Below are 26,647 nucleotides of genomic sequence, written 5' to 3'. Positions count from 1 at the left end.
AGATCAGCAAATGGTCTAGGGCCAAGGAGTGTCAATTATGAAAAAAGGAATCCATCCTGATTACCATGAAGTTGTTTTTATGGACTCAGCAACGGGTAAGAAGTTTTTAGCTGGTTCAACAGTTCAATCAAATGAAACTACCGATTATGAGGGTAAAGAATATCCTTTGATTCGGGTTGAAATTACTTCTGATTCTCATCCATTCTACACTGGTAAGCAAAAGTTTACACAAGCTGATGGTCGAATCGATCGTTTCAACAAGAAGTATGGCTTGACAGAAAAATAATTGTTTTACTAAAAAAACGTCCTCAATTACGAGGACGTTTTTTATTGGCCAATATTTTCGGCTCAGAATTAGTAGTTAAGTTATTCTTAGTAGACTATTGGTTAACATTGTCTTTTAATTTAGGTTTCTTGGTCACTTGTTGAACAAAACCTAAATTGATTAGCTCTAAGAAAGCGGTAGATAAGAAGACCATGGCGTAACCTAAGGTTCCTGAAACTAACGATCCTAATAAAGGACCGGCAAAATTGCCAATGTACATAAAACTTTGATTATAGCCGAAGATCCGGCCAGAAATTTCATGCGGACTTTCTTTGGCTAAAATAGTTTGAACTTGAGGGAGTAGGGCAGCGTTTGAAATACCCACTAAGAAGCGTAAAGCCATTAGTTGCCAAACATTAGTGACAAAAGCTTGTGGAATATAAACGATAGTTGCAAAAATGAGTCCCACAATTAAGACTCGTTTAGTCCCAATGCGGTCACCTAAAGCGCCTAGGCGCGAAGCTAACAGTGCGGATGGAATTCCCGGCATGGCAGTAACTAAACCACTAATAAAGGCCACTTTACCTTGACCATGCATTAATTGATGTACGTACAAACTAATAATAGGGTTAATCGAATTATTAGCTGTTTGAATAATGAAGGTCGTGATACACATGCCAATAATAATTTTGGGATTAGGAATTTGGTGGTACACTTCTTTAAAGGTTGCCTGTTGATCTTTAGGTACCGGAGTAAAGTCTTCTTTGACGAAAAATAGACAAAGAACGAAGGCACTCAATAACAAAATACCGGTAATCAAGAACGGTAGGCGGTAACCGAAGGATTGTGCGATCACGCCCCCAATTAACGGCCCCAATAGATTACCTGTCACGGTTCCGGTTGTTAAGGTTCCCAAAGCTTTACCTACATTTTTGGAGGGCGCAGTTGTAGCAATTAAAGTGTTAGAATTGCTAATATATCCTGAAAAGATGCCTTGAAGAGCCCGTAAAATTAACAATTCATACACATTAGTGACGATAGACATACAACCAATCACGATAGCCATGCCCAGTGAGGCCCTTAAGATAATGGTCTTACGTCCTTTTCGGTCTGCTAATTTGCCCCACATCGGAGAAATAGCCGCGGAAACTAAAAAGGTAATGGAATATGTAATTCCCGACCAAAATGATAATTGAGCATTACTAAAATGTTGTAACGTGTTAATATATAATGATAAAAATGGCACAACCATGCTAAAACCAATGCCGGCAATAAAATTGCCAAACGTTAAGATATACATGTTTCTTTGCCAATATCGATCTTCCTGCATTAATTTCACTTCCATTTACATGAAAATATTATAGCACTCAAAAAGTTAATTTCTGGCAATTATTCTCAATAAAAATAATTAAGGAGTACATTTATGAAAATGCATTTAAGTCAGATTGCGCAATTGCTGCAATTGAAGCAAACCTTTAGTGAGGATCCCATCGTGCGTGATGTGGTTTTTGATAGTCGTAAAGTGACGCCTGGTTCCTTGTTCGTTCCCTTGATTGATCAACGTGATGGTCATGAATTTGTTGCACAAGCACTGAACCAAGGAGCTGTGGCCACCTTGTGGCAAGCGGATCATCCGTTACCAGCTACGAATGTTGAGAATTATTTAGTGGTGGCTGACCCACTAAAAGCAGTGCAACAGTTGAGCCAAGCCTATTTAGCTCAGGTTCATCCCCAAGTAGTGGGCATTACTGGCAGTAATGGCAAAACAACGACGAAAGATATGGTAGCGGCGATTTTAGCGCAAAAATATCGCGTAGCGAAAACACCGGCTAATTTTAATAATGAAATTGGAGTACCGCTAACCATTTTACAAATGGCCCCCGATACGGAAATTTTAGTGGTAGAAATGGGAATGGATCGTCCCGGTCAGTTGACCGCTTTATCAAAATTAGTTTGTCCCGATGTGGCAGTCATTACGATGATTGGTGAAGCTCACATTGAATTCTTCGGCACACGAGCTAAAATTGCGGATGCTAAGATGGAAATCGTTTCGGCTTTAAAAACAACGGGTTTGTTTATTTACAATGGCTCAGAGCCGCTATTGCAAACTAGAGCCCAAACTGTTTCTCAGGCTAAACAAACTTTCGGTCAGCAATCACAATTAGATGTGTATCCGACGATGATTCAGACTTATCAGACACATACTAATTTTAAAATTAACTGGGATGAAAACTTAGAGTTTAGTTTACCGTTAATGGGTGATTATAATGTGGATAACGCTCTAGCAGCCCTGTTAGTAGGTCGACATTATCAAGTGCCATTAACACGAATGCAGTCAGCATTGCGTGATTTTCAACCTACTAAAAACCGGACCCAGTGGTTGCGGACAGCTGCCGGCACACAAATTTTAAGTGATGTCTATAATGCTAATCCGACGGCGATGATTGATGTGATTAAAAATTTTCAAGAATTTCCGATTACGCAACCAGGCCGACGCTTATTAGTGTTGGGTGATATGTTAGAGTTAGGAGAAAAGTCAGCCCAGTTGCATGCTAGTGTGGCACAAGCCATTGATTTTTCTAAAATTAATAAAATTTACTTATATGGTCAACAGATAGCAGCTTTACAAAAAGCTTTACCACCCGATTTTCCAGTAGCTTTTTATGAACTAACCCAAAAGCAGCAATTAATTAATGATTTAAAAACAACGATTCAGGCCAATGATTTAGTTTTATTAAAAGCTAGCAATGGTTTGCACTTAGATGAAGTTGTGCGGGCACTATTGAAATAAATTGCTCCGGTATTTAATTTAAAACTCAAGCGCACAGCTGATTGTAATGGTGTGACGTTCCCGGAAGCAGCAGTTTGCGACTAGCTACGGCCAAGTTCTTAAGTTTAAAAACCAAAACTTAAGTCCTTGAACGAAGCCCTACTTAACTTCTCAATGTTCCATGTCACAGTTGATTTGAGTTAAAGTTCTTTATCTTCAATTCAAAACGTGGTAAAGTAGTTAGCTAGTGAAAGTTTCTGAAAAATAATGATAATGATTACAAGACAGTTGATTTGATACAAAACTAGCCCCTGTTTTGTGATTGACTTTCACAATTCTAGGAGGATATTTTTTGAAATTTAGTGAACTTAATTTAAATGAAGACTTATTAAAAGCAACACAGGAAGCGGGCTTTGAAGAGACAACGCCCATTCAAGAAAAGACCATTCCGCTAGTTTTATCAGGGGTGGACGTCATTGGTCAAGCACAAACCGGTACTGGTAAAACCGCTTCTTTTGGTTTGCCATTATTGCAAACAGTGGATACACATGCACCTTATGTTCAAGCTTTGGTTATTTCACCAACTCGAGAACTAGCTGTGCAGACGCAAGAAGAGTTGCATCGTTTAGGTCGCTATCATCATGTAGCAGTGCAAGCAGTTTATGGTGGTTCCGATATTCGGCGGCAAATTCAAGCTTTGCGTAATCATCCCCAAATTGTCGTGGGCACTCCTGGACGGGTTTTGGATCATATTAAGCGCCATACTTTAAAATTAGACCATGTCCAAACGGTTGTGTTAGATGAAGCAGACGAAATGTTGGATATGGGCTTTGTTGAAGATATTGAAAATATCTTGAAGAATGTGCAAGCGGATCATCAAACCTTACTTTATTCAGCAACCATGCCGCGGCCAATTATGAATATTGCTGAAAAGTTTATGAAGGATCCCAAAATAGTTCAAATTAAGTCTAAGGAATTAACCGCAGATAAAATTGAACAATATATGATTCGTTCTAAGGAATATGAAAAGTTTAATACCATGACTCGGTTATTTGACGTTCAAAAGCCAGAACTAGCCGTTATTTTTGGGCGGACCAAACGGCGGGTTGATGAAATTACTCGGGGGTTAAAAGCACGGGGCTATAATGCTGAAGGTATTCATGGTGATTTGTCCCAACAAAAACGGATGAGTGTTCTGAAGCAATTTAAAGCGGGAAAATTAGAATATTTAGTGGCAACGGATGTTGCTGCGCGAGGCTTAGATATTTCTGGTGTTAGTCACGTATTTAACTATGATATTCCCCAAGATCCAGACAGTTATGTGCATCGAATTGGTCGGACGGGTCGTGCCGGTCGTTCTGGAATTTCCATCACGTTTGTATCACCAAATGAAATGAGTTATTTACGCGCAATTGAGCAATTAACTAAGGTGCGGATGTTGCCTTTAAAACCACCCACTGATCAACAAGCATTAGCTGGACAGCTAGAAGATGCAACTAAAAAGATTGCTGAACAAATTAGCCATGGTAAATTGGATAAGTTTCAAACAGTGGCACAACAGTTATTGGAACAATATGATGATGTTCAATTAGTTGAATTATTATTGAAGAATTTGACGAAAGATCCCGAAGCCATTCCGGTAAAGATTACGCCAGAACGGCCATTGCCGAGTCGCCATAACCGTAATTACCGTGGTGGTAATGATCGCCGGTCACATTCTCGTTATCGGGGTAACGACCGTCGGCGGCACAATAATAATGATCGCCGGCATTATTCCCATGATGACCGGCAAAAACGCAACAATAATAATAACAACCATCATCGTAACTTTACAATTAGGACTAATAGTAGTCGGTAAAGGAGTTTCAGTTGATTCAAGGCTTAGGAATTGACATAGCAGGAATTGAGCGCATTTGGCAGGCTTATCAAAAACAGCCCCGTTTTTTAACCAAAGTTTTAACGGTAGCAGAACAAAATGTATTTCATCAATATCGCGGTCAGCGTCAAAAAGAGTTTTTGGCGGGCCGCTTTTCTGCTAAAGAGGCTTTTAGTAAAGCTTTGGGCACCGGTATTGGGCCGGTTAGTTTTCAAGATTTAACAATTTTAAATAGTGATAATGGACAACCTTATGTTAAACAAAAGGTATATACTGGAACTGTTTGGATTTCGATTTCACATACTCAAACTTATGTAATGACCGAAGTTATCTTGGAAAAAGGAAGTGGTTCAGATGCAACCTTCAATCCACCGTCCGACAATGATCACGATTGATCGGCAGGCACTAAGACAGAATTATTTGACTTTTCGGCAATTGGCCGGTCCTCAGCGGCAAGTTTTTGCAGTTGTGAAGGCTGATGCTTATCATCATGGTGCGGTAGAAGTGGCTAAAGCTTTACAGGAAGTCCAAGTGGATGGTTTTTGTGTTGCTACTATTGACGAAGCCTTACAATTGCGGCAGGCTCATATTACAGAATCGATCTTGGTCTTAAATGTTGTTCCGGTTGAACAAGCACCGTTGGCGGCACAACATGACATTTCGCTAACCGTCGATAGCTATGAATGGTTAGTGCAAGCTAGTAAACAGGTTAAAACCCCGGTGAAGGTGCATTTAGCTCTGGATACTGGGATGGGGCGGATTGGTTTTCGAATGCCAGCAGATAAGGCAAGTTTATTAGCGGCTTGTCAAATCTTGGAGCAATCACCGTTATTAATTCCGGAAGGAATTTTTACGCATTTTGCGACTGCCGATGAACAGAATTCGGCTTATTTTCAACAACAATGGGCCTCTTTTGAACAGACGGTAACTGCATTGCCACTTAAGTTTACCTATGTGCATATGGCTAATACGGCCACTGCTATTTGGGCGCCAACTTTGGACAACAGTAATTTGGTGCGGCTCGGGATTGGTTTGTACGGACTAAGTCCGGCCGGGAAGTTGCGTAGTGATGTGTCGTTACCTTTAAAACCTGCTTTAAGCTTAACTAGTCAAATTGTTGCTTTGCGCCAGTTACATGCCGGTGACAAAGTCGGCTATGGAGCAACGTATACCGTGCAAGCTGAGTCGGAATGGATTGCCACGGTGCCACTGGGTTATGCTGACGGCTGGCATCGAAATTTGAGTGGTAGTTCGGTCTTAGTAGCAGGGCATAAGTGTCCGATTGTGGGGCGCATTTGTATGGATCAGTTAATGATTAAAGTTCCTCAGCGTTACGCGTTAGGAACTACCGTGACGCTGATCGGTACTCAAGACCAGCAAACTATTAGTGTTGATGATGTAGCTAGTTATGGTCAAACCATTAACTATGAAATTTTATGTTCTCTATCCGAGCGAATTCCCCGCACGTATATTAATTAAGTACTCAACTGAATTAACGTCAGAAGCAGTCCTGTTTTTTAAATTAATTGTGTTAAAATAACATTAAGTTTAAAAAAACAGACTTCTGGAACACTGAACTCTAGCTATGAATAACTTTTAAACAAGATATAATAGTTATTAGCTGATTTTTGGATAATTAGTTGCTAGCGACTGAGTCCGGTAGTTGACAATGATATTTAATTGGTAAAAGATTAGGGGGGAGAATAACCATGGCCGCATTTCAGAAAAATTTTTCCGTTCAATTAGATTCTGATGTCGTCGATCGATTGCAGAAGTATAGCGCTGAAAATGCTTGTGATACTAATTATGTTATTGATGAAGCATTGTTTAACTTCTTTCAGCAAGAGGATCGGATGGTAGGTCAATTAGTTGATGGTTATTTAAATATGGCAGATATTAACGAAGAAATAAGTAATGCTTTTTCAATTTGTGAACAGGAAGTAGATAGGCAAGTCAGTGGCTATTCCAATTAAACGTGGCGACGTATTTTTCGCCGATTTATCACCCGTGGTTGGTTCCGAACAAGGTGGAATGCGACCAGTATTAGTAGTACAAAATAATGTCGGTAATCGTTACAGCCCGACAACCGTTATTGTTGCCATTACTGGGCGAATCGAAAAGCCGAAGATGCCGACGCATGTTGGTATTACTAAGGAAGATGGTTTTAGTAAAGATTCAGTGATTTTAACTGAACAAATTCGCACAATTGATAAGCAACGTTTAAAAGAAAAAGTAACGACTCTGTCAGCAGAAAAAATGAGTGCAGTTGATAAAGCTTTAAGAATTAGTATTCATGTATAAAATTAAGATTGCGATAAAAGATGTTGTAAGTGGAAGTACTAAATAGCATTTGAGAAAGCAGTCTTCACAAAAATGTTCGCAAATTTTTAAAAATTTGTGGGCATTTTTTGTTTTAACTTTTTTTGACTAGCAAAATTAATAATTATCGTACAAAAAAGCTAGTATCTGAGTATAATTATTTATATGAAAAAAACTACAAAGTTCGTCATATTCTTTTTAGCAATCTTCTTACTCGGTGGTCTAGGTTATTATTTGTTTATCGCCGCCGATGGTCTGCATAATCCGTTCACTTACCATCAAGAGGTTTTATTAGATGTACCTTACGAAAATCAACTAGAGGATAATCCTTTAAAAAATGGCTGTGAAGTGACTTCATTGTCAATGTTATTGCGATACTATGGTTTTCACGAAACTAAAAATGACTTGGCAGCTCAGATTGACCGTCAGCCTTTTTTGGTAGATGCGACGCACCATGGTGATCCGCGTAAGGGTTTTGTTGGTAATATCAAAGATGGTTATGCAGCTATGGGCGTTTACGTGGAACCAATTAGTAAGTTGTGTCGGCAAATTGTCGGTAACAAATATCAGGTTCACAGTGGCGAAAATTTACAGCCAGCCGATTTAAAACGTTTGATACACCATGAGAAACCAGTTTGGATTTTGGCTACGTTAGATTTTCAACCAGTGACCAAAAATGATTTGCTCAAATGGAAGACGCCTTCAGGAACAATGACCGTCAGTCCTTTGATTCATTCGGTAGTTGTGACTGGTATTGATCAACATTATTTTTATGTAAATGACCCACTCAAGAAAAAAGATCGGAAAGTTCCAATTAAAAAATTATTGCGTTCCTTTACGGGAATGCGAGCTCAATATTTATATTTAAGTCAAAAATAAATTTGGGTGTTCCTAAATCAACAAAAGCTACTATAATGAATTTTAGAAAGTCTACGGGGTGCTAAATAGCTGAGAACATACTCGTGAACCTGATCTAGATAATACTAGCGCAGGAATAGACACAAAATAAGCTGGCAGCTAATTGTTGATAACTGATCTTGAGATAAGGGAATTGTTTTGAGATCTGGCTGAAGCTGATTAGTTCTTGAACTTATTTTGGTTTCAAGATGTTTTTAAGGCTGTGAACCCCCTTCGACTTTAATTCAATAGTTGGAGGAAACAGTGATGACGAAACAAAGTTTGCAGGTCAAAAGATTAACAGTGATAGCATTAATGATTGCGTTGGATTTTATCCTATCACCAATTTTGAGAGTCGAGGGCATGGCTCCCATGTCGAGTGTTGTCAATATCATTGCGGCGGTATTAATGAATCCGTTCGCTGCGACGTTGATGGCCTTGATTTGTGGGTTAATGCGGATGCTATTTTTAGGTATTCCGCCATTAGCTTTAACAGGAGCGGTTTTTGGCGCTTTTTTAGCGGCATTCTTTTACAAAGTTTGGCCGCATTCGTGGGCAGCTGCTCTGGGAGAAATAATTGGTACGGGCATTATTGGTTCATTATTATCTTATCCAGTAATGGCCTGGTTCACAGGATCAGCTAGTGGCTTATATTTATTCGTTTATACGCCCCGTTTTTTAGGCGCAGCCATTATGGGTTCTATTGTATCTTGTTTATTATTAATTAAATTGGGTAAATTATCTACCTTTCAAAAGATCCAAAAGTTATTTCGTTAAAAAATAAAAAATGAGGCTCGGACCAAAATTGTCCGAGCCTCATTTTAGTATTAAAAAAATTCTTCAATTGACTTTAAGCTTGGGGGAGCTCGTTTAAAATAGTGCCCTTTTGCAAATCATCAATTTCGGCTACGCGAAAGTTGTTTTCTTCTAGTTCATGAACAATTTTTGCTAGCGTAGCTGGTGTCAGTCCCGATTGTAACGTAAATAAATTCCGCCGTACGAGAGCTGTTTTGCGGGCATCCAAGGTTAAGCAACCAGCAATATTAGCATAGCGACTAATAATTGAAGACATAGCTGCTAATTCGCCGCTTTGTCCCGAGGAAATTACCGTTAAGACGTAACTACCAGTATTAATATTCCAGGCTTCAGATAACATATTTAATAATTTAGTATGTGTTAAAATTCCGTAAAAATGGTTGTTCTCGTCTAAAACAGCAATGTAAGGTAAATCTTTAATATTAAAAAAGACTTTAAAAAAGGGAGCGTTCACGGGAATGGTTTTGGTTGCATTCTTGATTAGATAGGTAACTGGTAAGTTCATATCACCCCCACGTGATTTGTGACGGTAAATGTGCATTTTATAAATATTGCCCCGAAAGATTGTTCCCGTTTCATCTAAAATCGGGACACACCGAAAACCAGTATCTTCTAAAATTTGTAAAGCTTCAGCTAAAGTAACTGATTCTTGAACCGTAGTTAAAAATTGTTTTTTTAAAACAAGTGATTTAATCAGCATGATTGTCTCCTTTACTACTCATCGCTGGAAGCAAAATAAGCTGCTGGCCAAAAGGCAACAAACAAAGGTACAATACCTAACCACCAATTTTCTAAAGCAATGCCGCCTAAAACGCATAATACACATAAGACTAATAAAATAATCATGAACTTCTTCATTGATGAACCTCCAATCATTATCTATTATCTTTTATTGTAAAGCCAAGTTCCGGGTTTGACAAATTAATGACGATTAATTTGGCCATAAAAAAAGACTGAAGTGATTGTTACTCTGATTGCTCCAATCTCTAATTCAGTCTTTTGTTTAATTAAATTATTTAATGCCAACTTCTTTAAAGCTATCTTCAGCAACTTTCCGTAATTGCGCTGCAGAATTGTCCATTTTAGCTTTTTCGGCATCAGTTAAAGGAATTTCCAAAATCTTTTGGACACCATTGCGGTTAATCACAGTTGGTGAACTGATGTATAGATCTTGGACACCGTATTGACCGTTCATCCCAACGGATAATGGTAAAACAGTATTTTCATCACGTAACAAAGCTTGGCAGATTCGTGCTAAAGCAGTACCAATACCATAGAAGGTAGCACCTTTAGTATTAATAATGTCGTAAGCAGCATTAACGATGGTATCATTGAGTTCAGCTAATTTTTCTTCAGTTAATTCTGGATGAGTAGCACGCAATTCAGCCATTGTTAAGCCCCCAACTGTTACATGAGACCAGGCAGCAAATTCACTATCACCGTGTTCACCCAAGATATAGCCGTGAACTGAACGAGGGTCAACATTTAATTCTTGACCAACAAATTTCCGTAAACGAGCAGTATCTAGTGAAGTACCAGTACCGATAACCCGTTCTCTTGGGAAACCAGAAATCTTCCAAGTACCATAAGTTAAAATATCTACTGGGTTAGCAGCAACTAAAAAGATTCCATTAAATCCAGAATCAACGATTGGTTTAATGATCGTTTGTAGAATCTTTAAATTCTTATTAACTAAATCTAATCTCGTCTCCCCGGGCTTTTGTGGAGCACCAGCAGTAATGACAACGATATCAGCATCTTTGGCGTCACTATATTCAGCAGAATAAAGTTTAGTTGGATAACTTAAAGGTGTGGCATCAGCAAGGTCCAATGCGTCACCTTTGGTCTTATCTTTAGCAATATCAGTAATGCCAATTTCGTTAGCAATACCTTGTAAAGTCATTGCGTAAGCAAATGTTGAACCAACAGCACCATCACCAACTAATAAAATTTTAGTATGGTTTTTATCTGTAATACTTGTCATGAATTCTACCCCTTTTTTTACTTTGTTAATAACTGCACGACTTGATTTTACCACGCAAGTTTCTGAAAAAAAAGTGGTTTGTGTAATTTGACACTATTAAATTAGACTAAAATAGCCTGAGAAAGCTATTTGAGTTCCATTACTATGACGGATATTTTTTCAAGATAAATGTTATAATCAAGCAGCAATGCTTGTTAAAATTATGTTGAAATCAAAAATTACGAGCTATTAATATTAATTGCTGGGCTTTGTTTTCAACCACAACGAACATTAATTATTAGTGATAACCTAAACACTAGCATTTTAAGCCGCAGGGACTTAAATTTTTTAGAGAAAGATTGAATTGGAAAAATTAAGCAATATTAGTTAATAAATTATGTAATTAAAACTTGAAAACTAGGTGAAAAATTATGAAGGCAATTTTTGGATTAGGCAATCCGGGCGTACAATATGATCAGACAAAACATAATATGGGGTTTATGACAATTGATCAATTGGCCCAGTATTATCAAGTGGAATTAAACAAAAAAGAATGTTCCGCACTAGATGTGCGTTTTAAATTACAGGGCGAAGCAATTTATTTAGTTAAGCCCTTAACATTTATGAATACTTCAGGTAATGCGGTACGAATGCTCATGGATTATTATCAAATTCGTCCGGAAGAAATTTTAGTGATTCAAGATGATTTAGATATGCCAATTGGGAAGGTCCGTTTACGTCAACAAGGCTCAGCTGGTGGACATAATGGTATAAAAAGTATTATCTCTGCGGTCGGAACCAAAGAATTCAAGCGGGTTAAGATTGGAATTGGGCATCCTAAACGTTCACAAGTGATTAATTGGGTGTTAGATCCATTTTCTGAGGCTGATGCGCCCCAGGCGCAAGCTGGCATCCAGCGGGCAGCTGAAGCGATTGAACAATGGATTACTACGGATAATTTTCAACAAACAATGAATGATTTTAATTAGGAGAAAGATAGTGCAACTAGTTGATTTTTTAAAACAAAATCATGATTTGAAAAAATTTATTGCGCAATTACAACCGCAATCAAAACAATTATTGACGGGTCTTAGTGGATCGGCTAAAGCATTATTTTTAGCCACTTTAGTTGAGCAAACACAACAACCAGTGTTGCTCGTTACTGATAATAATTACCATGCAGATTTGTTATGTGATGATTTACACCAATTGCTACCAGCACAGCAACTGTATAACTTTTCAGTGGAAGCCTTAATTGCGACGCAAGTAGCAACTAGCTCACCGCAGGCTTTACGGCAACGGATTTTAGCTTTGAATTTTTTACAGACGAAACGTCCGGGAATTGTGGTGACTTCGGTTAGTGGTCTGGAATATTTGTTACCAACACCAGAACAATTTGCTGAAGCGCAAGTAAGTTTAAAAGTCGGCCAAGAAATTACGGTGGAACACCTGCTACAACAACTAGTGACTTTGGGATATCGGCGGGATAGTTTAGTTGCCCATCCCGGTGAGTTTGCTTTGCGCGGCGATATCTTAGACTTTTATCCGTTAACCAGTAACCAACCAGTTAGATTAGAATTGTTTGGCGATGAGCTTGATACGATTCATGAATTTGACCCACAAAGTCAACGCAGCCAAGCGCAGTTATCACAAATAACTATTACGCCAGCGCAAGATCAATTAGTCACGCCAGAAGTCTTGAAACAAAGTGGTCAACGCTTACAAAAGCGTTTGCAAGCTGATTTAAAGAAAATTAAAGATGACGCTACTAAAAAGGCGTTGCGAACCAATTTTCAAGCTGATATTGACCAAATGTTACGTGCACAACTGCCAGCTAATTTAAATCAATATGTGGATTTATTATATTCTACGACTACGACGCTAACTGATTATTTAGCGCCCACTGGGGTTTTGGTTTACGATGACTATAACCGTTTGCAAGAACAAGAGCGCGCCAATGTTGAAGAAAATACGGCGTGGATGAGCGGACAATTGGAAACAGGGAAGTTATCGCCACAACAACAATTGCGGCAAACATTTAATCAAGTGACGACTAAAATCCAGCAGCCGCAAATTTATCTATCATTATTTCAAAGAAGTAGTTATACTTTTCGCTTACAGCAATTGCTGCATGTAAATAGCCGCAGTGTTCAACAATTTTTTAGTAATTTACCGTTATTAAAGACGGAGATCAACCGGTGGCAAAAGCAAGGATACACGATTGTTTTATTAATCAGTAATCAAAGTAATTTACAAAAATTACAACGAACTTTAGCCGATTTTGAGATCACAGCCAAAACCGCAACGCTTACCACTTTACAAAAAGGTCAGACTCAATTAGTAGCTGGCGGTTTTCATGCTGGCGTTGATCTGCCCCAAGAAAAAGTGGTTATTATTACTGATAAAGAGTTATTCAATCGCCAGCCGCAACGCAAACGTGTCCGTTCAACGATTAGTAATGCGCAACGATTAAAAAGTTATACGGATTTGAAACCGGGAGATTACGTAGTCCATGTTAATCATGGTATTGGTAAATTCTTGGGTACGCAGACATTAGAAGTGGACGGTAAGCACCAGGACTATATGACCATTGAGTATCGTGATGATGGCAAGTTGTTTATTCCCGTTACTCAATTGAACATGGTCCAAAAATATGTGTCTGCTGAAGGCAAATCACCGAAGTTAAATAAGTTAGGTGGTAGTGAATGGCATAAGACTAAGCAAAAAGTTCAAAAAAACATCGAAGATATTGCTGATGATTTGGTGAAATTATATGCTCAGCGAGAATCAGAACCGGGTTTTGCTTTTTCCCCAGATGATGATTTGCAAACAAAGTTTGACGAACAATTTGCTTATATTGAAACACCAGATCAATTGCGCAGTATTGCGGAAGTGAAAGCGGATATGGAAAAACCCCATCCCATGGAACGGCTATTAGTGGGTGATGTGGGGTTTGGTAAGACAGAAGTCGCTTTACGCGCAGCTTTTAAAGCAGTCAATGATAATAAGCAAGTGGCCTTTTTGGTACCAACAACTATCTTGGCACAGCAGCATTACCAGACGATGTTGGAGCGTTTTGCGGATTTTCCGGTACAGATTGCGATTATGTCACGGTTTCAAACCACAGCACAGCAGCGGCAAACTAAGCAAGGCTTAATTGATGGCAGCGTGGATATTGTTGTCGGCACCCATCGCTTGTTGTCGAAGGATATCCAGTTTAAAGATTTAGGTCTATTGATTATTGACGAAGAGCAACGTTTTGGTGTAAAGCATAAAGAACGCTTAAAACAACTCAAATCACAAATTGATGTTTTATCCATGACTGCCACCCCAATTCCACGAACTTTGAACATGTCGATGATGGGGGTTCGGGATTTGTCGGTGATTGAGACGGCTCCTCCTAACCGCTATCCGATTCAAACATTTGTTATGGAACAAAATTATGAAGTCATTCGAAACGCGATTGAACGCGAAATCCAGCGTGGTGGACAAGTATTTTATCTACACAATCGGGTTGAAGATATGGAGCAAACCGTTAGTATCTTGGAGGATTTGATTCCGGATGTTCGAGTCGGGATTGCTAATGGTCAAATGTCCGAAAACCAGTTAGAGAGTGTGATTACTAGTTTTTTAAATGGTGAATATGATGTGTTGGTGACCACCACAATTATTGAAACCGGTGTCGATATTGCCAATGCCAATACGCTAATTGTTGAGAACGCAGATCATTATGGCTTATCTCAGTTGTACCAATTACGTGGGCGGGTTGGGCGTTCCAGTCGCGTGGCGTATGCTTATTTTATGTATCAACCTAATAAAACTTTGACAGAAGTTGGCGAAAAGCGCTTGGAAGCTGTTAAGAATTTTACAGAGTTAGGTTCTGGTTTCAAAATTGCAATGCGCGATTTAGCTATTCGAGGTGCTGGTAATTTATTAGGCCAGCAACAGCATGGTTTTATTGACTCTGTGGGCTATGACTTGTATACGCAAATGCTCAATGAAGCAGTTGCCAAAAAGCGCAATCAACAAGCACAAACGCCGTTAACCGATGCTCAATTACGGTTAAATGTCGAAGCTTATTTACCACATGAGTATATCAGTGATGAAAGTCAAAAAATTGAAATTTATAAGCGGCTACGTGAAGCCAAGTCCCTAGAGCAGATTACCCAATTAGGGCAGGAACTTCAGGAACGTTTTGGCCGTTTTCCACAAGAAGTAACTAATTTATTGCAGATTAGTGCCATAAAGATTTTAGCCGATCAAGCATTGGTTAAGAAGATTGTGCAACTAGAGACACAAGTCGAAATAACGTTTGATCCAGCGGCTAATCGTTATTTAACAGGGAAACAACTTTTCGCTAATTTGGCAACTGTTGATTTTAAGGCCCGCGTGGCTAATGAGCACCATTATTTTGTGATAAAATTACAGTTAAAACCAACCGATGATTTATTAGCTGGTTTAAAGCAACTTTTAACGCCATTTGCTAAACAGGCGCAGGCCAAATTAGAAAAGACAAGTTAAAACAATGAAAAAAAAGCAATTACATTTTTGGTGGCAAAGTACGTGGATTTTGTCATTATCAGCACTAATTACTAAAATTTTGAGTGCTTTATACCGCATCCCATTACAAAATATTGTTGGTGATCGCGGCTTTTTTGTCTACCAGCAGGTTTATCCAATTTACGGACTTTGGACAGCGATTACGTTAACCGGTTTGCCAATGTTTATTTCGCAAATAATGGTGGAGGATCCTGATCACCAACAAAGTAATTATCAGCATTTGCGTAATTGGTTAGTGTTACTAGCGATTATTTCAGCAGTAACTTTGTGGTTAGTTGCGCCAGATTTGGCACGGTTGATGGGCGATCGAAATTTAAGTTATTTAATTCAAACGGTAGCAGGCTTTTATCTGTTAGCGCCACTGGCGGCCTTATTTCGTGGGATTTTTCAAGGTAAGCTCTTGATGTTGCCTACGGCTTTAGCGCAGGTGAGTGAACAAATTGCACGCGTGCTAGTGATTGTGTTCGTTGCGCTGGGTTTTAAACAATTTCATTGGTCGTTATATTTAATGGGAAGTTTAGCACACGCAGGGGCCATTGTAGGAGCCATAGTTGGTTTATTAGTATTAGGGTATTTTTGGACACAAATTCACCTACAGCAAGTAACAGACAATTCGCAACCAGTTGTTTGGCAGCAACTAAGACACCGCTTTTTGACCGAAGGCTTAGCCCTTAGTTTATTTGGTAGCATTTTAATTTTGTTACAATTAGTTGATTCCGTCACGGTCTTGAAGTTATTACGCCAGATCCACGTAGCACATCCGCAAGTAGTAAAGGGCATTTATGATCGCGGGCAACCACTAGCCCAATTAGGCATTGTGATTGCTGTTTCTTTTGCGACAACTTTACTACCACAAATTAGCGCACAACGTGGACCCAAGGCTCAACAGTTGGTGGCGGCTACTTTACATGTTTCCTTGGTGTTAGCGAGTGCTTGTGCAGTGGGGTTGGCCGTTTTAATGCCACAAATCAATACCTTACTTTTTACCAATGCTCAGCAAAGTCTGAGTTTAGCAATTTATGTTTTATCGCTCATCTTTATTTCTTATGTCACCATTATCAATACGATTATGCATGCTTTTCATCAACAACAAAAAAATTGGCGGGTGTTAGTCGTTGGTATTGTGGTCAAGTTATTAGCTAATTTGGGCTTGATGCCCATTTTGGGAATTCAAGGGGCTAGTTGGGCTACTTTATTAGCTAGTTTAGTCATGGCCGCACTGATTTATCATTATTCAGGTGCTTTCTTACAAAAAATTATCTGGAAAGAAAATTTCTGCTTAAAAGTTATTGTTATTGTTGGTACAATGGGATTAATTGTTGGAGCTACTAGTTGGTGCTGGCAATTTATTTGGCCACTAGATCGTTTCCATGCTGCCATTGAAACACTGTTCGAAGCTGGTTTGGGAGTGATCTTAGTCTTAGGAGGTAGTTATTATAGCCATCTGTGGTCAAAAGCAGAATGGCAGTTATTACCGGGAGCAAAATTTCTGTGAAAAAAAGGAGTCAAACATGCGCTTAGATAAATATTTGAAGTTGTCGCGATTAGTGAAACGACGGCCATTAGCTAAAGAGTTGGCTGACAAAGGACGAGTAGAAGTCAATGAGCGAGTTGCTAAATCCGCTAGTGATGTAGAAATTGGTGATCAAATTACAATTCACTATGGTAATCGTCAAGTGCAAGTACGCGTAGTGGCAACACCGCAAATTGTTAAAAAAGAAGATGCAGCGAAGATGTATCAAAGATTAGACTGATTAAATAATAGACAATATAATATTAATGTTGTTATACTCAAAATAGGATAGCTAAACGGAGGGATTATTTTGTCTAATCAGCCGAGGACTAATAACGTGAGTCCAATTAACATTGATAATGAAGATCGGTCAGCTGAACGTCAATTTAAACGGCATGTTCAAGCAGTTCATCGGCGCCGGGTAACGGTATTACTGGGAGTACTAGCCTTGATTAGTCTGTTATTTGGTGGACGCATTTATCAAGCTAATAAAACGCAAGCCGTAACTAAGCAAAGTGTCTTTCAACAGCAACAGAAGTTGACAGCGGCAAAAAATAAAAATGCCGATTTACAAAACGAAATTCAGCAATTACATCGACCAGAATATCTCGACAATTTAATTCGTTATCGATTCAACTATTCTAAAAATGGGGAAATCATTTATAATATTCCTAATGAATCAAATAAAAATTTAAATTTTTAAGGAGTAAGGAAAGAAAATGACCGTATCGGTAGGAACAAAAGTAACGGGTAAAGTGGTTGGCATTAAAAATTTTGGAGCTTTTGTTGATATTGGTAATGGCCAGAGTGGTCTGGTACATATTAGCCAGATTTCTAATGATTATGTCAAAGATATTCATGATAAGTTGAGTATTGGTGATGAAGTTACCGCTATTGTGGTGAGCGTTGATAATGGTAAAATTGCTTTATCAATGAAAAAAGCTGAACCCAAGCCTAGTTATAAACGTCATGGTGGACATAATAATCATGGTCATGTTGCTACACATAAATCGGAGGATTTTGATGACTTATTAGCTGGTTTTATGAAAGAAAGTCAGGATCGTTTGGCAACGATTAAAAAGAACACTGAAGGGAAAAGAGGCGGCCGTGGTGGTCGTCGTGGTTAAGTGCGAGCAAGTTTAGCCCGGACTTTTTTAGTATAAATTATGGATGTGACAGAAGCTAAATTTGTTCAAGAAGTGCGTACTTATCAAGATTGGACTGCTAAAACGCGTGTGTTAATTGCTGTTTCTGGCGGTAGTGATTCCCTAGCATTGTTAAACTTAGTGTTACAATTACCTCAAGCTTGGCGCCCTGTGATTCATGTGGCAACTGTTGATTTTCAGTTGCGAGCGCAAAGTGTGTCAGAAGTGGCTTTAGTGCAGCAGTTTTGTCAACAGCACCAGATTGCTTTTCATACGATTACCTGGCAGCATGAGTCGGTAATGACGGATTTAGAAAATCAAGCCCGCCAATTTCGTTATCAGTACTTTGCACAATTAATGAAGCAATTTGATCTAGAACAATTATTAGTTGCGCATCAGCAAGATGATCAAGTGGAAACAATCTTAATGAAATTGATCCGAAGTGGTAGTTTGTGGGAAGTGCCGGCAATGCAGCGGTGTCGGGCTTTTGCTTCTGGACAATTAATACGACCGTTGCTCAATTTTTCTAAGCAAGAATTAGTGGCTTACTTACAACGCCAGCACATTAGCTTTGCAGTTGATGCAACTAACTTTGAAGATATTACGTGGCGCAATCAATTGCGCAATCAAATCATTCCCCAACTGCAAGCATTAAATCCGCAATTTTCCCAGCACGTAACTAATTTTGCTACCCAGTTACAACAGTCAGTGCAATTAACGACAGCAATGTTTGAACAATTACAAACGCTTAGTATTAGTGTTGGCGCGCGAGCATTAGATATGGATTTAACGGCGATTAATTCTTTAAATGCAGAGCAAACAGTTTTATTTATTCAGTATGTATGCCATCACCAGTTAAACTTAGATTTAACTAACCGCCAATTGCAACAAGTTAAACGCTTATTACCACAGGCTAACGCCCAGATGGATATTGGACAAAATTGGTTACTGGTGAAAGCTTATCAAAAATTAAGTTTGCTTCAGAAGTCACAATCGAAAAAGACGTTCGCGCTTGCGCTCAAGTTGAATCAGCCCTGTCTTGCAAATGATGGACAAAAGTTTACAATTAAACAGTCTTCAAAAATCAATCGCAATACTTTTTATTTTAATCGTTTGCCACAAAGAATTCGGATTCGGACACGCCAGCCAGGAGATCGTGTGCGTTTAATGAACGGGCAGCATCAAAAGCTAAAAGATCGTTTGATTAACTTGAAGTTGCCCCGCTTATTGCGAGATCAATTGTGGGTAGTCACTTTTGATGAAGAAATTGTTTGGATTAAAGATATTTATCGTTATCAAATTTCCCCTACACAATATTTATTTGAAATTAAGATTGGAGATTAATTATGGAAATGGATCAGGACATGCAGAAAGTGCTTTTTTCTGCGGAAGAAATCGCACAAGCTAACAAAAAGTTAGGACAACAGTTAGCAGCTGATTATAAAGATAAGGACCCACTGTTTGTTTGTATTTTAAAAGGAGCAATTGTCTTTTTAACCGATTTAATGCGGCAACTACCTCAAAGTGCCGAAATTGAATTTATGGATGTTTCAAGTTATAACGGTCAAACCGCAACGTCTGGTCAGGTTCGAATTCTCAAAGACTTAGACGTATCAGTGACGGGTCGCGATGTCGTTTTTATCGAAGATATTATTGATACAGGCATTACCTTAAAAGAATTAACGAATTTGTTTAAGTCTCGTCATGCTAAGTCCATTAAAATTGTGACCCTGCTTGATAAGCCAGCTAACCGGCAACAAAATGTGCATGTGGACTACGTGGGGTTACAGTGTCCAGATGAATTTGTTGTAGGCTATGGTATGGATTATCAAGAACGTTATCGTAATTTGCCATATATCGGTGTTTTAAAGCCAGAAGTTTACACGCAAAATTAAGTTAATTCTAATTCAAGTGGAATCAAAACAATATGATATACTGGTTTTAATTGCTGAGTAGCTGAAAGCTGTTAAGGGCTTAAGTGGTAAGCATTTGTTTCACATAGTTATATCTTAATCAAGGCTAGCGGCTCATGCGAGATTGTGTTAGCATGAAAAGCAAGTTTATTCTTGTGGAGGAAAAATAGATTGAAAAATAATCGAAATGGACTACGAAATAATAGTCTATTTTATATCATTATTTTCGTGTTGTTAATTTTGGCTACTAGTTGGTTTGTTGGAGGACAAGGATCATCACAAGTTGAAAACCTTTCTTCGAGTGAATTTGTGTCCAAATTAAAAGCTAATAAAATTAAACATTTTTCGCTTCAACCGTCTAATGGTGTTTATAAAGTTTCAGGAACTTTAAAAAAGTCTGAAACTAGTAAAGGCAGTCAGTCAAATGTTAATTTATTTTCACACTCAGCAGCGACTGTAACTAAGGCAAAGAATTTTACGGCTACCGTTTTGCCGAATAATTCAACGTTGCAAGAAATTAATCGCGCGGCACAGAAGTCGCAAACAAAAATGAGTACGCGTGAGGAATCACAAAATGGAATGTGGCTTAATATTGCCTTAACGGTAATTCCGTTTTTATTCTTCGCATTCTTATTGTATTCTATGATGGGCCAAGCTGGTCAAGGTGGCGGTGCTGGCAAGATCATGAGTTTTGGCAAGTCACAAACCAAGCCAGTTGATCCTAAGAAAAATAAGGTTCGTTTTTCTGACGTTGCTGGTGCTGAAGAAGAAAAACAAGAATTAGTTGAAGTAGTTGATTTCTTAAAGGATCCGCGGAAATATCTAGCTTTAGGTGCGCGGATACCATCAGGTGTTTTATTAGAGGGACCTCCCGGAACTGGTAAAACACTATTAGCTCGTGCAGTTGCTGGTGAAGCAGCCGTGCCATTCTATTCTATTTCTGGTTCTGATTTTGTGGAAATGTTTGTCGGTGTTGGTGCTTCCAGAGTGCGTGATTTATTTAGTAGCGCTAAAAAGAATGCTCCCGCCATTATCTTTATTGATGAAATTGATGCCATTGGTCGCCAACGTGGTAACGGTAAAACCGGTGGTGGCAATGATGAACGCGAACAAACTTTAAATCAATTATTGGTAGAAATGGACGGCTTTACCGGTAAAGAAGGTTTAATCGTGATGGCGGCTACTAACCGTTCGGATGTGTTAGATCCTGCCTTATTGCGGCCAGGTCGGTTTGATCGAAAGATTTTAGTTGGTCAACCGGATGTCAAAGGGCGCGAAGCCATCTTGAAAGTCCATGCCAAGAATAAACCTTTGGCTGATGATGTTGATTTGAAAGTTATTGCCCAACAAACCCCTGGGTTTGTCGGAGCTGACTTGGAAAATGTCTTAAACGAAGCAGCTTTAGTAGCGGCTGAACGTAATAAAACTAAAATTGATGCGGCCGATATTGATGAGGCTGAAGATCGTGTAATTGCGGGTCCCGCTAAAAAGGATCGGGTGATTTCTGCTAAAGAACGTGAAACCGTGGCTTACCATGAAGCAGGACATGCGATCATTGGTGTGGTTTTGAGTGATTCCCGCGTTGTCCGCAAAGTTACGATTATTCCGCGTGGTCGTGCGGGTGGTTATGCGATTATGTTGCCTAAAGAAGATCAGAACTTGCTGACTAAGAAAGATTTAATGGAGCAAGTTGCTGGCTTAATGGGTGGTCGCACTGCTGAAGAGATTATCTTTGGGGTACAATCATCTGGTGCTTCCAATGATTTTGAACAAGCAACGCAAATTGCGCGGTCCATGGTCACTGAATACGGAATGTCGGAGCGCTTGGGGATGGTCCAACTTGAAAAAGGTGGTGCTCCAGTTGGGGCCTACGGTCAACCTAACTATTCTCAAGAAACAGCAACTGCCATTGATGAAGAAATTCGCAAGATTTTAGATGAAGGTCATCAAACAGCGGTAGAAGTTATCCAAAGCCATCGTGAACAACATAAGGCGATTGCACAAGCACTATTAAAGTATGAAACTTTAGATGAAAAACAAATTTTGAGTTTATATAATACTGGTCATATGCCAGAAACTAATCAAGACGAATTTCCATCAGAAAAGGCTTCAACTTTTGAAGAAGCTAAACAAGCTGCGCAACGTCGTGATGAAGCTAAACAAGCGCATGAAGTTGCACAACATCATGAAGAAACTATCACTGCAGATCCTGCTGATAGTGATGATGATCAAACTGAAGAATAACAAAATCAAGTTGGTAAGCACAGACTGTAGTGGTCTGTGCTTACTTGCTTTTGGAGATTTAATAACGAGTTTCAAATGATACAACTGAATTTTAAAGGAGAACTTGCGATGCAAGATTATTTAATTAAAGCTTTAAATCAAAATAGTCATTTTCGAATTTATGTCGTACGGGCCACTAACTTAGTGGCGACGGCGCAAGTCAATCATGATACATGGAGTGCTTCCACGGCTAGTTTAGGGCGTAGTTTAATCGGAACATTATTATTAAGTACTTCCATGCTAAAAAATGATGAATTATTGACTACGCGAATTGCTGGTGGCGGACCAGTCGGGTTAATTGTTGCGGACGGTAATGCACAGGGCCAAGTGAAAGGCTATGTTCAAAATCCACATATTAGTTTGCCGCTGAATCAAAAGGGCAAAATTGATGTGGCTAAAGCCGTGGGACAAGATGGTTATTTAGCGGTTACCAAAGATCAGCATTTAGCTCAACCTTTTACGGGCAAGGTTCCATTAATTTCGGGTGAATTAGCCGAAGATTATGCGTATTATTTAGTACAGTCAGAACAGATTCCCGCAGCAGTGGGACTGTCTGTTTACGTAGAAAGTGATAATCATGTGAGTTGTGCTGGCGGATTTATGGTGCAAGCCATGCCGCAGGCTACGGAACAAGAGTTAACGGCGTTAACCACCAAGATTCAGCAATTACCACCATTGCATGAATTACTGCAAGAAAAAAGTCCCGAAGAAATCTTAACGTTATTATTTGCCACGGGAAATAAAATTTTAGAGAAAATACCAGTGAGTTTTACTTGTGATTGTTCCAAACAACGCTTTGCAAAAACGATTCAAGCTTTGCCATTAACTGAATTGCAGGCTATGGAACAAGAAAATCAACCAGTAGAAGTGGTTTGCAAATTTTGTGGACAAAAGTATCATTTTACACCGACTGAAATTCAACAAATGATTTCACAGAAATAATTGCCAGTAGGGTATTGACTTTGCTATCATGTAAATGATAGTTATCTGAAAAAATTAAAACTAACCAATTCATTGATTAACGCTAGACGCTAATTTTAACAGGCTGAGGTTTGATTTTAAAAGAAAGAAGAAGAGAGTATGGAGTGGAAAATAGGGGATGTTACGATCCCCAATCAAGTTGTGGTCGCCCCAATGGCGGGAATTTCTAATTATTCATTTCGCATGACGGCCAAAGAATTTGGGGCAGGATTGGTAGTTTGCGAAATGGTTAGTGATCGCGGTATTTTATACAATAATCAAAAGACCCATGAAATGTTGTATGTGAATCCTAACGAACATCCGATTAGCATTCAAGTTTTTGGTGGTTCGAAGGAAACGTTAGTTCCGGCGATTAAATATGTGGCCGAAAATACAGCGGCGGACATTATCGATATTAATATGGGCTGTCCCGTGAAAAAGGTTACTAAAACCGGGGCTGGTTCACATTGGTTATTGGATCCGGATAGTATTTATGATTTAGTGAAAGCGGTCAAACAAGAAATCTCAAAGCCTTTGACTGTGAAAATGCGCACAGGGTTTGATAGCGATCATATTTTGGCTGTAGAGAATGCCTTAGCGGCCCAAGAAGGTGGCGCTGATGCCATTGCCATGCACGGTCGGACTAAAGCGCAAATGTATACGGGGCATGCGGATTGGGAATTATTACATGAAGTGGCACAACATTTAACCATTCCGTTTATGGGTAACGGTGATGTGAAAACGCCCCAAGATGCTAAAGTAATGATTGATGAAGTCGGAGCCGATGCAGTGATGGTAGCGCGGGGCGCGATTGGTAATCCTTGGGCATTAAAAGCCATGGTCACTTATTTAGACACCGGTGAATTATTGCCAGAACCAACACCGGCTGAAAAAATTCAAATTGCGAAAGAACAATTAGCGCGGTTAGTGGAATTAAAAGGTGAGCGAATTGGTGTTCCAGAATTTCGGCAGCAGGCCGCTTACTATTTAAAAGGAATTCCTCGTTCAGCCCGCACGAAAGCGGCCATTAATGAAGTGAATACGCAACAGGAAGTTGATGACTTGCTGGATCAATTTGCCCAGCAAGCAATGCAACGACAATTACAAAGATAGGGGTTAGTAATATGGCAGAAAATGAAATGAATGATCAATTACGTGTTCGGCGACAAAAGATGCAAGACTTACGTGATGCTGGGATTGACCCGTTTGGTCATCGTTATCAACCAACAGCAACTGCCCAAGAATTGCATGAGCAATATGATGCTTTAGATAAAGATGCAATTGAGCCAGTTAAAGTGCAAGTTGCTGGTCGGATGATGACCAAACGTGGCAAAGGTAAAGTTGGTTTTGCTGATTTAAAAGATCGGACGGGTAAGATTCAACTTTATGTGCGTAAAGATGTTGTCGGTGAAGAAAATTATCAGATTTTTAAAAAAGCGGACTTAGGGGATTTGTTTGGCATTGAAGGAACGGTGATGAAGACCGACATGGGTGAATTAACTGTGCGGGCTGATCATGTTACTTTATTAACGAAGGCCTTAAGACCATTGCCGGATAAGTATCACGGTTTAACCAACGTGGAACAAATTTATCGGCAACGGTACTTGGATTTGATTACCAACCAAGAAAGTTTCGATCGTTTTGTGAAGCGGACCAAAATTATTTCAGCAATTAGAGAATATTTGGACCAAAATGGCTTCTTAGAAGTGGAAACGCCCGTTTTGCATAGTCAAGCCGGTGGCGCGTCGGCACGACCATTTTTAACACACCATAATGCCTTGGATATTGATTTGTATATGCGTATTGCCTTGGAACTACCACTAAAACGTTTGATTGTTGGTGGCATGGAACGGGTTTACGAAATTGGTCGAGTCTTTCGAAACGAAGGGATTGATACCAAGCATAATCCTGAGTTTACTGAATTAGAAAGTTATGCTGCTTACTTTAACTTTGAAGATGTGATGGACGAAACTGAAGGTATTTTTCGCTATGCCGCCAAAAAAGCTTTAGGTACCCAGCAAGTGACTTATCAAGGTCATGCTGTTGACTTAAGTAAGCCGTTCAAACGCCAACATATGGTTGATGCCATTAAGGAACGGACCGGAGTTGATTTTTGGCCCGAAATGTCCATTGAACAAGCTCGCAAGCTTGCAGATGAACATCAGGTTCATTACGAAGATTATTGGCAAGTTGGTCATATTATTAATGCTTTCTTTGAAGAATTTGTTGAAGAAACCATTACTGAACCAACTTTTATCTATGGTCATCCAATTGAAATTTCACCGTTAGCTAAAAAGAGTGAACGCGATCCCCGTTTTGTTGATCGCTTTGAATTGTTTATCTTAGGTAATGAATATGCCAATGCCTTTACTGAATTAAATGATCCAATTGATCAACGGGAACGCTTTGAAGCTCAGGCGAAAGAACGTGAAGCTGGTAATGATGAAGCTGAACCAATTGATGAAGATTTCGTGGAAGCTTTGGAATATGGGATGCCACCAACTGGTGGTTTAGGCATTGGAATTGACCGTTTGGTCATGTTGTTAACCGATGCGCCATCCATTCGTGATGTCATTTTATTCCCAACATTACGGCCAGGTGAACAAAATAAGTAAATTTTTGTTTGAGAGAGTTGCATTTTGAAATTAAAATTGTTATACTAATACAGTCGTTGGGTTAGCTGATGATTGTATTGAGTCGCTAGCTCAGTTGGTAGAGCAACGGCCTTTTAAGCCGTGGGTCGTGGGTCCGAGCCCCACGCGACTCATACTATCGTTGAAGATAGTTTTAATTGCGGAAGTAGTTCAGTGGTAGAACATCACCTTGCCATGGTGGGGGTCGCGGGTTCGAATCCCGTCTTCCGCTTTCATTATAATCACGCCGGGGTGGCGGAACTGGCAGACGCACAGGACTTAAAATCCTGCGGTAAGTGATTACCGTACCGGTTCGATTCCGGTCCTCGGCATTATAATGAGCACCCATAGCGCAATTGGATAGAGTGTCTGACTACGAATCAGAAGGTTGTAGGTTCGACTCCTACTGGGTGCATTGTACGATTGTACATTTATATTTGTGAATTTGATTGCGGAAGTAGTTCAGTGGTAGAACATCACCTTGCCATGGTGGGGGTCGCGGGTTCGAATCCCGTCTTCCGCTTTTTTCATCGGGAAATAGCTCAGCTTGGTAGAGCGCTACGTTCGGGACGTAGAGGTCGCAAGTTCGAATCTTGTTTTCCCGATTTCGGGAAATAGCTCAGCTTGGTAGAGCACTACGTTAGGGACGTAGGGGTCGCAAGTTCGAATCTTGTTTTCCCGATAAGTCCAGTTACATATGATGGTTGAAGATACGATATTATTTATCGTATCTT

25 protein-coding genes, 7 tRNA genes and 1 riboswitch are annotated in these 26,647 nt (G+C 39.4%); of the genes, 28 read left to right on the top strand and 4 right to left on the bottom strand.

The window, feature by feature from the left end; all coding sequences use genetic code 11:
• Window positions 1–37 precede the first annotated feature (37 nt).
• A complete protein-coding gene (locus tag AC3B5S_RS03260; RefSeq protein ID WP_489757109.1) occupies window positions 38–286 on the top strand; it encodes a type B 50S ribosomal protein L31 in 249 nt (82 codons plus the stop codon).
• A 94-nt stretch (window positions 287–380) separates the two neighbouring features.
• On the opposite strand, the gene AC3B5S_RS03255 is transcribed toward AC3B5S_RS03260, so the two are convergent.
• Entirely contained in the window at window positions 381–1,595 is a 1,215-nt protein-coding gene (locus AC3B5S_RS03255) for a multidrug efflux MFS transporter (RefSeq protein WP_489757110.1), read from the bottom strand.
• Window positions 1,596–1,688: 93 nt separating this feature from the next.
• Between AC3B5S_RS03255 and AC3B5S_RS03250 the strand changes: the two genes are divergently transcribed.
• From AC3B5S_RS03250 to thiW, 8 genes are all read left to right on the top strand, one after another.
• Window positions 1,689–3,056, top strand: coding sequence for a UDP-N-acetylmuramoyl-tripeptide--D-alanyl-D-alanine ligase (locus AC3B5S_RS03250; RefSeq protein ID WP_489790059.1), 1,368 nt, complete (start codon window positions 1,689–1,691; stop codon window positions 3,054–3,056).
• Window positions 3,057–3,387: 331 nt separating this feature from the next.
• Entirely contained in the window at window positions 3,388–4,893 is a 1,506-nt protein-coding gene (gene cshA / locus AC3B5S_RS03245) for a degradosome RNA helicase CshA (RefSeq protein WP_489790058.1), read from the top strand.
• 11 nt (window positions 4,894–4,904) lie between these two features.
• Window positions 4,905–5,306, top strand: coding sequence for a holo-ACP synthase (acpS, locus tag AC3B5S_RS03240; RefSeq protein WP_489757113.1), 402 nt, complete (start codon window positions 4,905–4,907; stop codon window positions 5,304–5,306).
• A complete protein-coding gene (gene alr / locus AC3B5S_RS03235) occupies window positions 5,266–6,390 on the top strand; it encodes an alanine racemase (protein WP_489790057.1) in 1,125 nt (374 codons plus the stop codon). Before acpS ends, alr begins: the two co-directional genes overlap by 41 nt.
• A gap of 230 nt (window positions 6,391–6,620) precedes the next feature.
• Window positions 6,621–6,884: a ribbon-helix-helix domain-containing protein gene (locus AC3B5S_RS03230; RefSeq protein WP_489757115.1), complete on the top strand. Its 264-nt coding sequence runs from the start codon at window positions 6,621–6,623 to the stop codon at window positions 6,882–6,884.
• Entirely contained in the window at window positions 6,868–7,212 is a 345-nt protein-coding gene (locus tag AC3B5S_RS03225) for a type II toxin-antitoxin system PemK/MazF family toxin (RefSeq protein ID WP_489757116.1), read from the top strand. Before AC3B5S_RS03230 ends, AC3B5S_RS03225 begins: the two co-directional genes overlap by 17 nt.
• Before the next feature lie 183 nt (window positions 7,213–7,395).
• The gene (locus AC3B5S_RS03220) at window positions 7,396–8,109 is read left to right on the top strand and encodes a C39 family peptidase (protein WP_489769211.1); all 714 of its coding nucleotides are present in this window, start codon (window positions 7,396–7,398) and stop codon (window positions 8,107–8,109) included.
• A 44-nt stretch (window positions 8,110–8,153) separates the two neighbouring features.
• Window positions 8,154–8,242: riboswitch (TPP riboswitch) on the top strand.
• A gap of 152 nt (window positions 8,243–8,394) precedes the next feature.
• Entirely contained in the window at window positions 8,395–8,904 is a 510-nt protein-coding gene (gene thiW, locus AC3B5S_RS03215; protein ID WP_489757118.1) for an energy coupling factor transporter S component ThiW, read from the top strand.
• Between the two features lie 73 nt (window positions 8,905–8,977).
• Here the strand turns inward: thiW and cbpA are convergent, their stop codons facing one another.
• The 3 genes from cbpA to AC3B5S_RS03200 form a co-directional block, all read right to left on the bottom strand.
• Window positions 8,978–9,643: a cyclic di-AMP binding protein CbpA gene (cbpA, locus tag AC3B5S_RS03210; protein WP_489757119.1), complete on the bottom strand. Its 666-nt coding sequence runs from the start codon at window positions 9,641–9,643 to the stop codon at window positions 8,978–8,980.
• A 14-nt stretch (window positions 9,644–9,657) separates the two neighbouring features.
• Window positions 9,658–9,801 (bottom strand): hypothetical protein, encoded by a 144-nt coding sequence (locus tag AC3B5S_RS03205; RefSeq protein WP_489757120.1) that lies wholly within the window; start codon window positions 9,799–9,801, stop codon window positions 9,658–9,660.
• A gap of 154 nt (window positions 9,802–9,955) precedes the next feature.
• Window positions 9,956–10,927: an L-lactate dehydrogenase gene (locus AC3B5S_RS03200; protein WP_489757121.1), complete on the bottom strand. Its 972-nt coding sequence runs from the start codon at window positions 10,925–10,927 to the stop codon at window positions 9,956–9,958.
• Window positions 10,928–11,337: 410 nt separating this feature from the next.
• Between AC3B5S_RS03200 and pth the strand changes: the two genes are divergently transcribed.
• The 19 genes from pth to AC3B5S_RS03105 all read left to right on the top strand — a co-directional run bounded on the left by pth (window position 11,338) and on the right by AC3B5S_RS03105 (window position 26,595).
• Complete coding sequence (gene pth / locus AC3B5S_RS03195) at window positions 11,338–11,895, top strand: aminoacyl-tRNA hydrolase (protein WP_489757122.1); 558 nt, start codon at window positions 11,338–11,340, stop codon at window positions 11,893–11,895.
• Between the two features lie 10 nt (window positions 11,896–11,905).
• Window positions 11,906–15,427, top strand: coding sequence for a transcription-repair coupling factor (gene mfd / locus AC3B5S_RS03190; RefSeq protein ID WP_489790056.1), 3,522 nt, complete (start codon window positions 11,906–11,908; stop codon window positions 15,425–15,427).
• Window positions 15,428–15,431: 4 nt separating this feature from the next.
• Window positions 15,432–16,961 carry a putative polysaccharide biosynthesis protein gene (locus tag AC3B5S_RS03185; protein ID WP_489790055.1) on the top strand — a complete coding sequence of 510 codons (1,530 nt, stop codon included), beginning with the start codon at window positions 15,432–15,434 and terminating at the stop codon, window positions 16,959–16,961.
• Between the two features lie 16 nt (window positions 16,962–16,977).
• Window positions 16,978–17,220 carry an RNA-binding S4 domain-containing protein gene (locus AC3B5S_RS03180; protein ID WP_489757125.1) on the top strand — a complete coding sequence of 81 codons (243 nt, stop codon included), beginning with the start codon at window positions 16,978–16,980 and terminating at the stop codon, window positions 17,218–17,220.
• Window positions 17,221–17,316: 96 nt separating this feature from the next.
• On the top strand, window positions 17,317–17,682 hold the full coding sequence (locus AC3B5S_RS03175; RefSeq protein WP_489774751.1) for an FtsB family cell division protein: 366 nt from the start codon (window positions 17,317–17,319) through the stop codon (window positions 17,680–17,682).
• 16 nt (window positions 17,683–17,698) lie between these two features.
• Complete coding sequence (locus AC3B5S_RS03170; RefSeq protein WP_489757127.1) at window positions 17,699–18,106, top strand: S1 domain-containing RNA-binding protein; 408 nt, start codon at window positions 17,699–17,701, stop codon at window positions 18,104–18,106.
• A gap of 39 nt (window positions 18,107–18,145) precedes the next feature.
• A complete protein-coding gene (tilS, locus tag AC3B5S_RS03165; protein WP_489769207.1) occupies window positions 18,146–19,468 on the top strand; it encodes a tRNA lysidine(34) synthetase TilS in 1,323 nt (440 codons plus the stop codon).
• 8 nt (window positions 19,469–19,476) lie between these two features.
• Window positions 19,477–20,019, top strand: coding sequence for a hypoxanthine phosphoribosyltransferase (hpt, locus tag AC3B5S_RS03160; RefSeq protein WP_489757704.1), 543 nt, complete (start codon window positions 19,477–19,479; stop codon window positions 20,017–20,019).
• A 189-nt stretch (window positions 20,020–20,208) separates the two neighbouring features.
• On the top strand, window positions 20,209–22,281 hold the full coding sequence (ftsH, locus tag AC3B5S_RS03155) for an ATP-dependent zinc metalloprotease FtsH (protein WP_489757129.1): 2,073 nt from the start codon (window positions 20,209–20,211) through the stop codon (window positions 22,279–22,281).
• Window positions 22,282–22,389: 108 nt separating this feature from the next.
• The gene (gene hslO, locus AC3B5S_RS03150; RefSeq protein ID WP_489774753.1) at window positions 22,390–23,262 is read left to right on the top strand and encodes an Hsp33 family molecular chaperone HslO; all 873 of its coding nucleotides are present in this window, start codon (window positions 22,390–22,392) and stop codon (window positions 23,260–23,262) included.
• A gap of 138 nt (window positions 23,263–23,400) precedes the next feature.
• Window positions 23,401–24,393 carry a tRNA dihydrouridine synthase DusB gene (dusB, locus tag AC3B5S_RS03145; protein ID WP_489769205.1) on the top strand — a complete coding sequence of 331 codons (993 nt, stop codon included), beginning with the start codon at window positions 23,401–23,403 and terminating at the stop codon, window positions 24,391–24,393.
• Window positions 24,394–24,404: 11 nt separating this feature from the next.
• The gene (lysS, locus tag AC3B5S_RS03140) at window positions 24,405–25,895 is read left to right on the top strand and encodes a lysine--tRNA ligase (RefSeq protein ID WP_489757132.1); all 1,491 of its coding nucleotides are present in this window, start codon (window positions 24,405–24,407) and stop codon (window positions 25,893–25,895) included.
• Between the two features lie 79 nt (window positions 25,896–25,974).
• Window positions 25,975–26,047 (top strand) — tRNA-Lys (locus tag AC3B5S_RS03135).
• Window positions 26,048–26,073: 26 nt separating this feature from the next.
• Window positions 26,074–26,145, top strand: a tRNA-Gly gene (locus AC3B5S_RS03130).
• A 14-nt stretch (window positions 26,146–26,159) separates the two neighbouring features.
• Window positions 26,160–26,245, top strand: a tRNA-Leu gene (locus AC3B5S_RS03125).
• Window positions 26,246–26,254: 9 nt separating this feature from the next.
• Window positions 26,255–26,328: transfer RNA gene (locus tag AC3B5S_RS03120), tRNA-Arg, on the top strand.
• Window positions 26,329–26,364: 36 nt separating this feature from the next.
• Window positions 26,365–26,436 (top strand) — tRNA-Gly (locus AC3B5S_RS03115).
• A gap of 8 nt (window positions 26,437–26,444) precedes the next feature.
• Window positions 26,445–26,518 (top strand) — tRNA-Pro (locus AC3B5S_RS03110).
• A 3-nt stretch (window positions 26,519–26,521) separates the two neighbouring features.
• Window positions 26,522–26,595: transfer RNA gene (locus tag AC3B5S_RS03105), tRNA-Pro, on the top strand.
• The last annotated feature ends 52 nt before the right edge of the window (window positions 26,596–26,647 follow it).

This window comes from Bombilactobacillus sp. ESL1094 (genome assembly GCF_058107425.1).
The sequence above is the reverse complement of the archived record's forward strand: the minus strand, read 5'-3'. Positions and strand labels throughout refer to the sequence as shown.

What these genes read in the sequence shown, in the direction of transcription:
- AC3B5S_RS03260 (WP_489757109.1), top strand. Translation starts at nt 38, where the DNA reads ATGAAAAAAGGAATCCATCCTGATTACCATGAAGTTGTTTTTATGGAC.
- AC3B5S_RS03255 (WP_489757110.1), bottom strand. Translation starts at nt 1,595, where the DNA reads ATGCAGGAAGATCGATATTGGCAAAGAAACATGTATATCTTAACGTTT.
- AC3B5S_RS03250 (WP_489790059.1), top strand. Translation starts at nt 1,689, where the DNA reads ATGAAAATGCATTTAAGTCAGATTGCGCAATTGCTGCAATTGAAGCAA.
- alr (WP_489790057.1), top strand. Translation starts at nt 5,266, where the DNA reads ATGCAACCTTCAATCCACCGTCCGACAATGATCACGATTGATCGGCAG.
- AC3B5S_RS03230 (WP_489757115.1), top strand. Translation starts at nt 6,621, where the DNA reads ATGGCCGCATTTCAGAAAAATTTTTCCGTTCAATTAGATTCTGATGTC.
- AC3B5S_RS03220 (WP_489769211.1), top strand. Translation starts at nt 7,396, where the DNA reads ATGAAAAAAACTACAAAGTTCGTCATATTCTTTTTAGCAATCTTCTTA.
- thiW (WP_489757118.1), top strand. Translation starts at nt 8,395, where the DNA reads ATGACGAAACAAAGTTTGCAGGTCAAAAGATTAACAGTGATAGCATTA.
- cbpA (WP_489757119.1), bottom strand. Translation starts at nt 9,643, where the DNA reads ATGCTGATTAAATCACTTGTTTTAAAAAAACAATTTTTAACTACGGTT.
- AC3B5S_RS03205 (WP_489757120.1), bottom strand. Translation starts at nt 9,801, where the DNA reads ATGAAGAAGTTCATGATTATTTTATTAGTCTTATGTGTATTATGCGTT.
- AC3B5S_RS03200 (WP_489757121.1), bottom strand. Translation starts at nt 10,927, where the DNA reads ATGACAAGTATTACAGATAAAAACCATACTAAAATTTTATTAGTTGGT.
- pth (WP_489757122.1), top strand. Translation starts at nt 11,338, where the DNA reads ATGAAGGCAATTTTTGGATTAGGCAATCCGGGCGTACAATATGATCAG.
- AC3B5S_RS03185 (WP_489790055.1), top strand. Translation starts at nt 15,432, where the DNA reads ATGAAAAAAAAGCAATTACATTTTTGGTGGCAAAGTACGTGGATTTTG.
- AC3B5S_RS03180 (WP_489757125.1), top strand. Translation starts at nt 16,978, where the DNA reads ATGCGCTTAGATAAATATTTGAAGTTGTCGCGATTAGTGAAACGACGG.
- AC3B5S_RS03170 (WP_489757127.1), top strand. Translation starts at nt 17,699, where the DNA reads ATGACCGTATCGGTAGGAACAAAAGTAACGGGTAAAGTGGTTGGCATT.
- tilS (WP_489769207.1), top strand. Translation starts at nt 18,146, where the DNA reads ATGGATGTGACAGAAGCTAAATTTGTTCAAGAAGTGCGTACTTATCAA.
- hpt (WP_489757704.1), top strand. Translation starts at nt 19,477, where the DNA reads ATGGATCAGGACATGCAGAAAGTGCTTTTTTCTGCGGAAGAAATCGCA.
- hslO (WP_489774753.1), top strand. Translation starts at nt 22,390, where the DNA reads ATGCAAGATTATTTAATTAAAGCTTTAAATCAAAATAGTCATTTTCGA.
- dusB (WP_489769205.1), top strand. Translation starts at nt 23,401, where the DNA reads ATGGAGTGGAAAATAGGGGATGTTACGATCCCCAATCAAGTTGTGGTC.
- lysS (WP_489757132.1), top strand. Translation starts at nt 24,405, where the DNA reads ATGGCAGAAAATGAAATGAATGATCAATTACGTGTTCGGCGACAAAAG.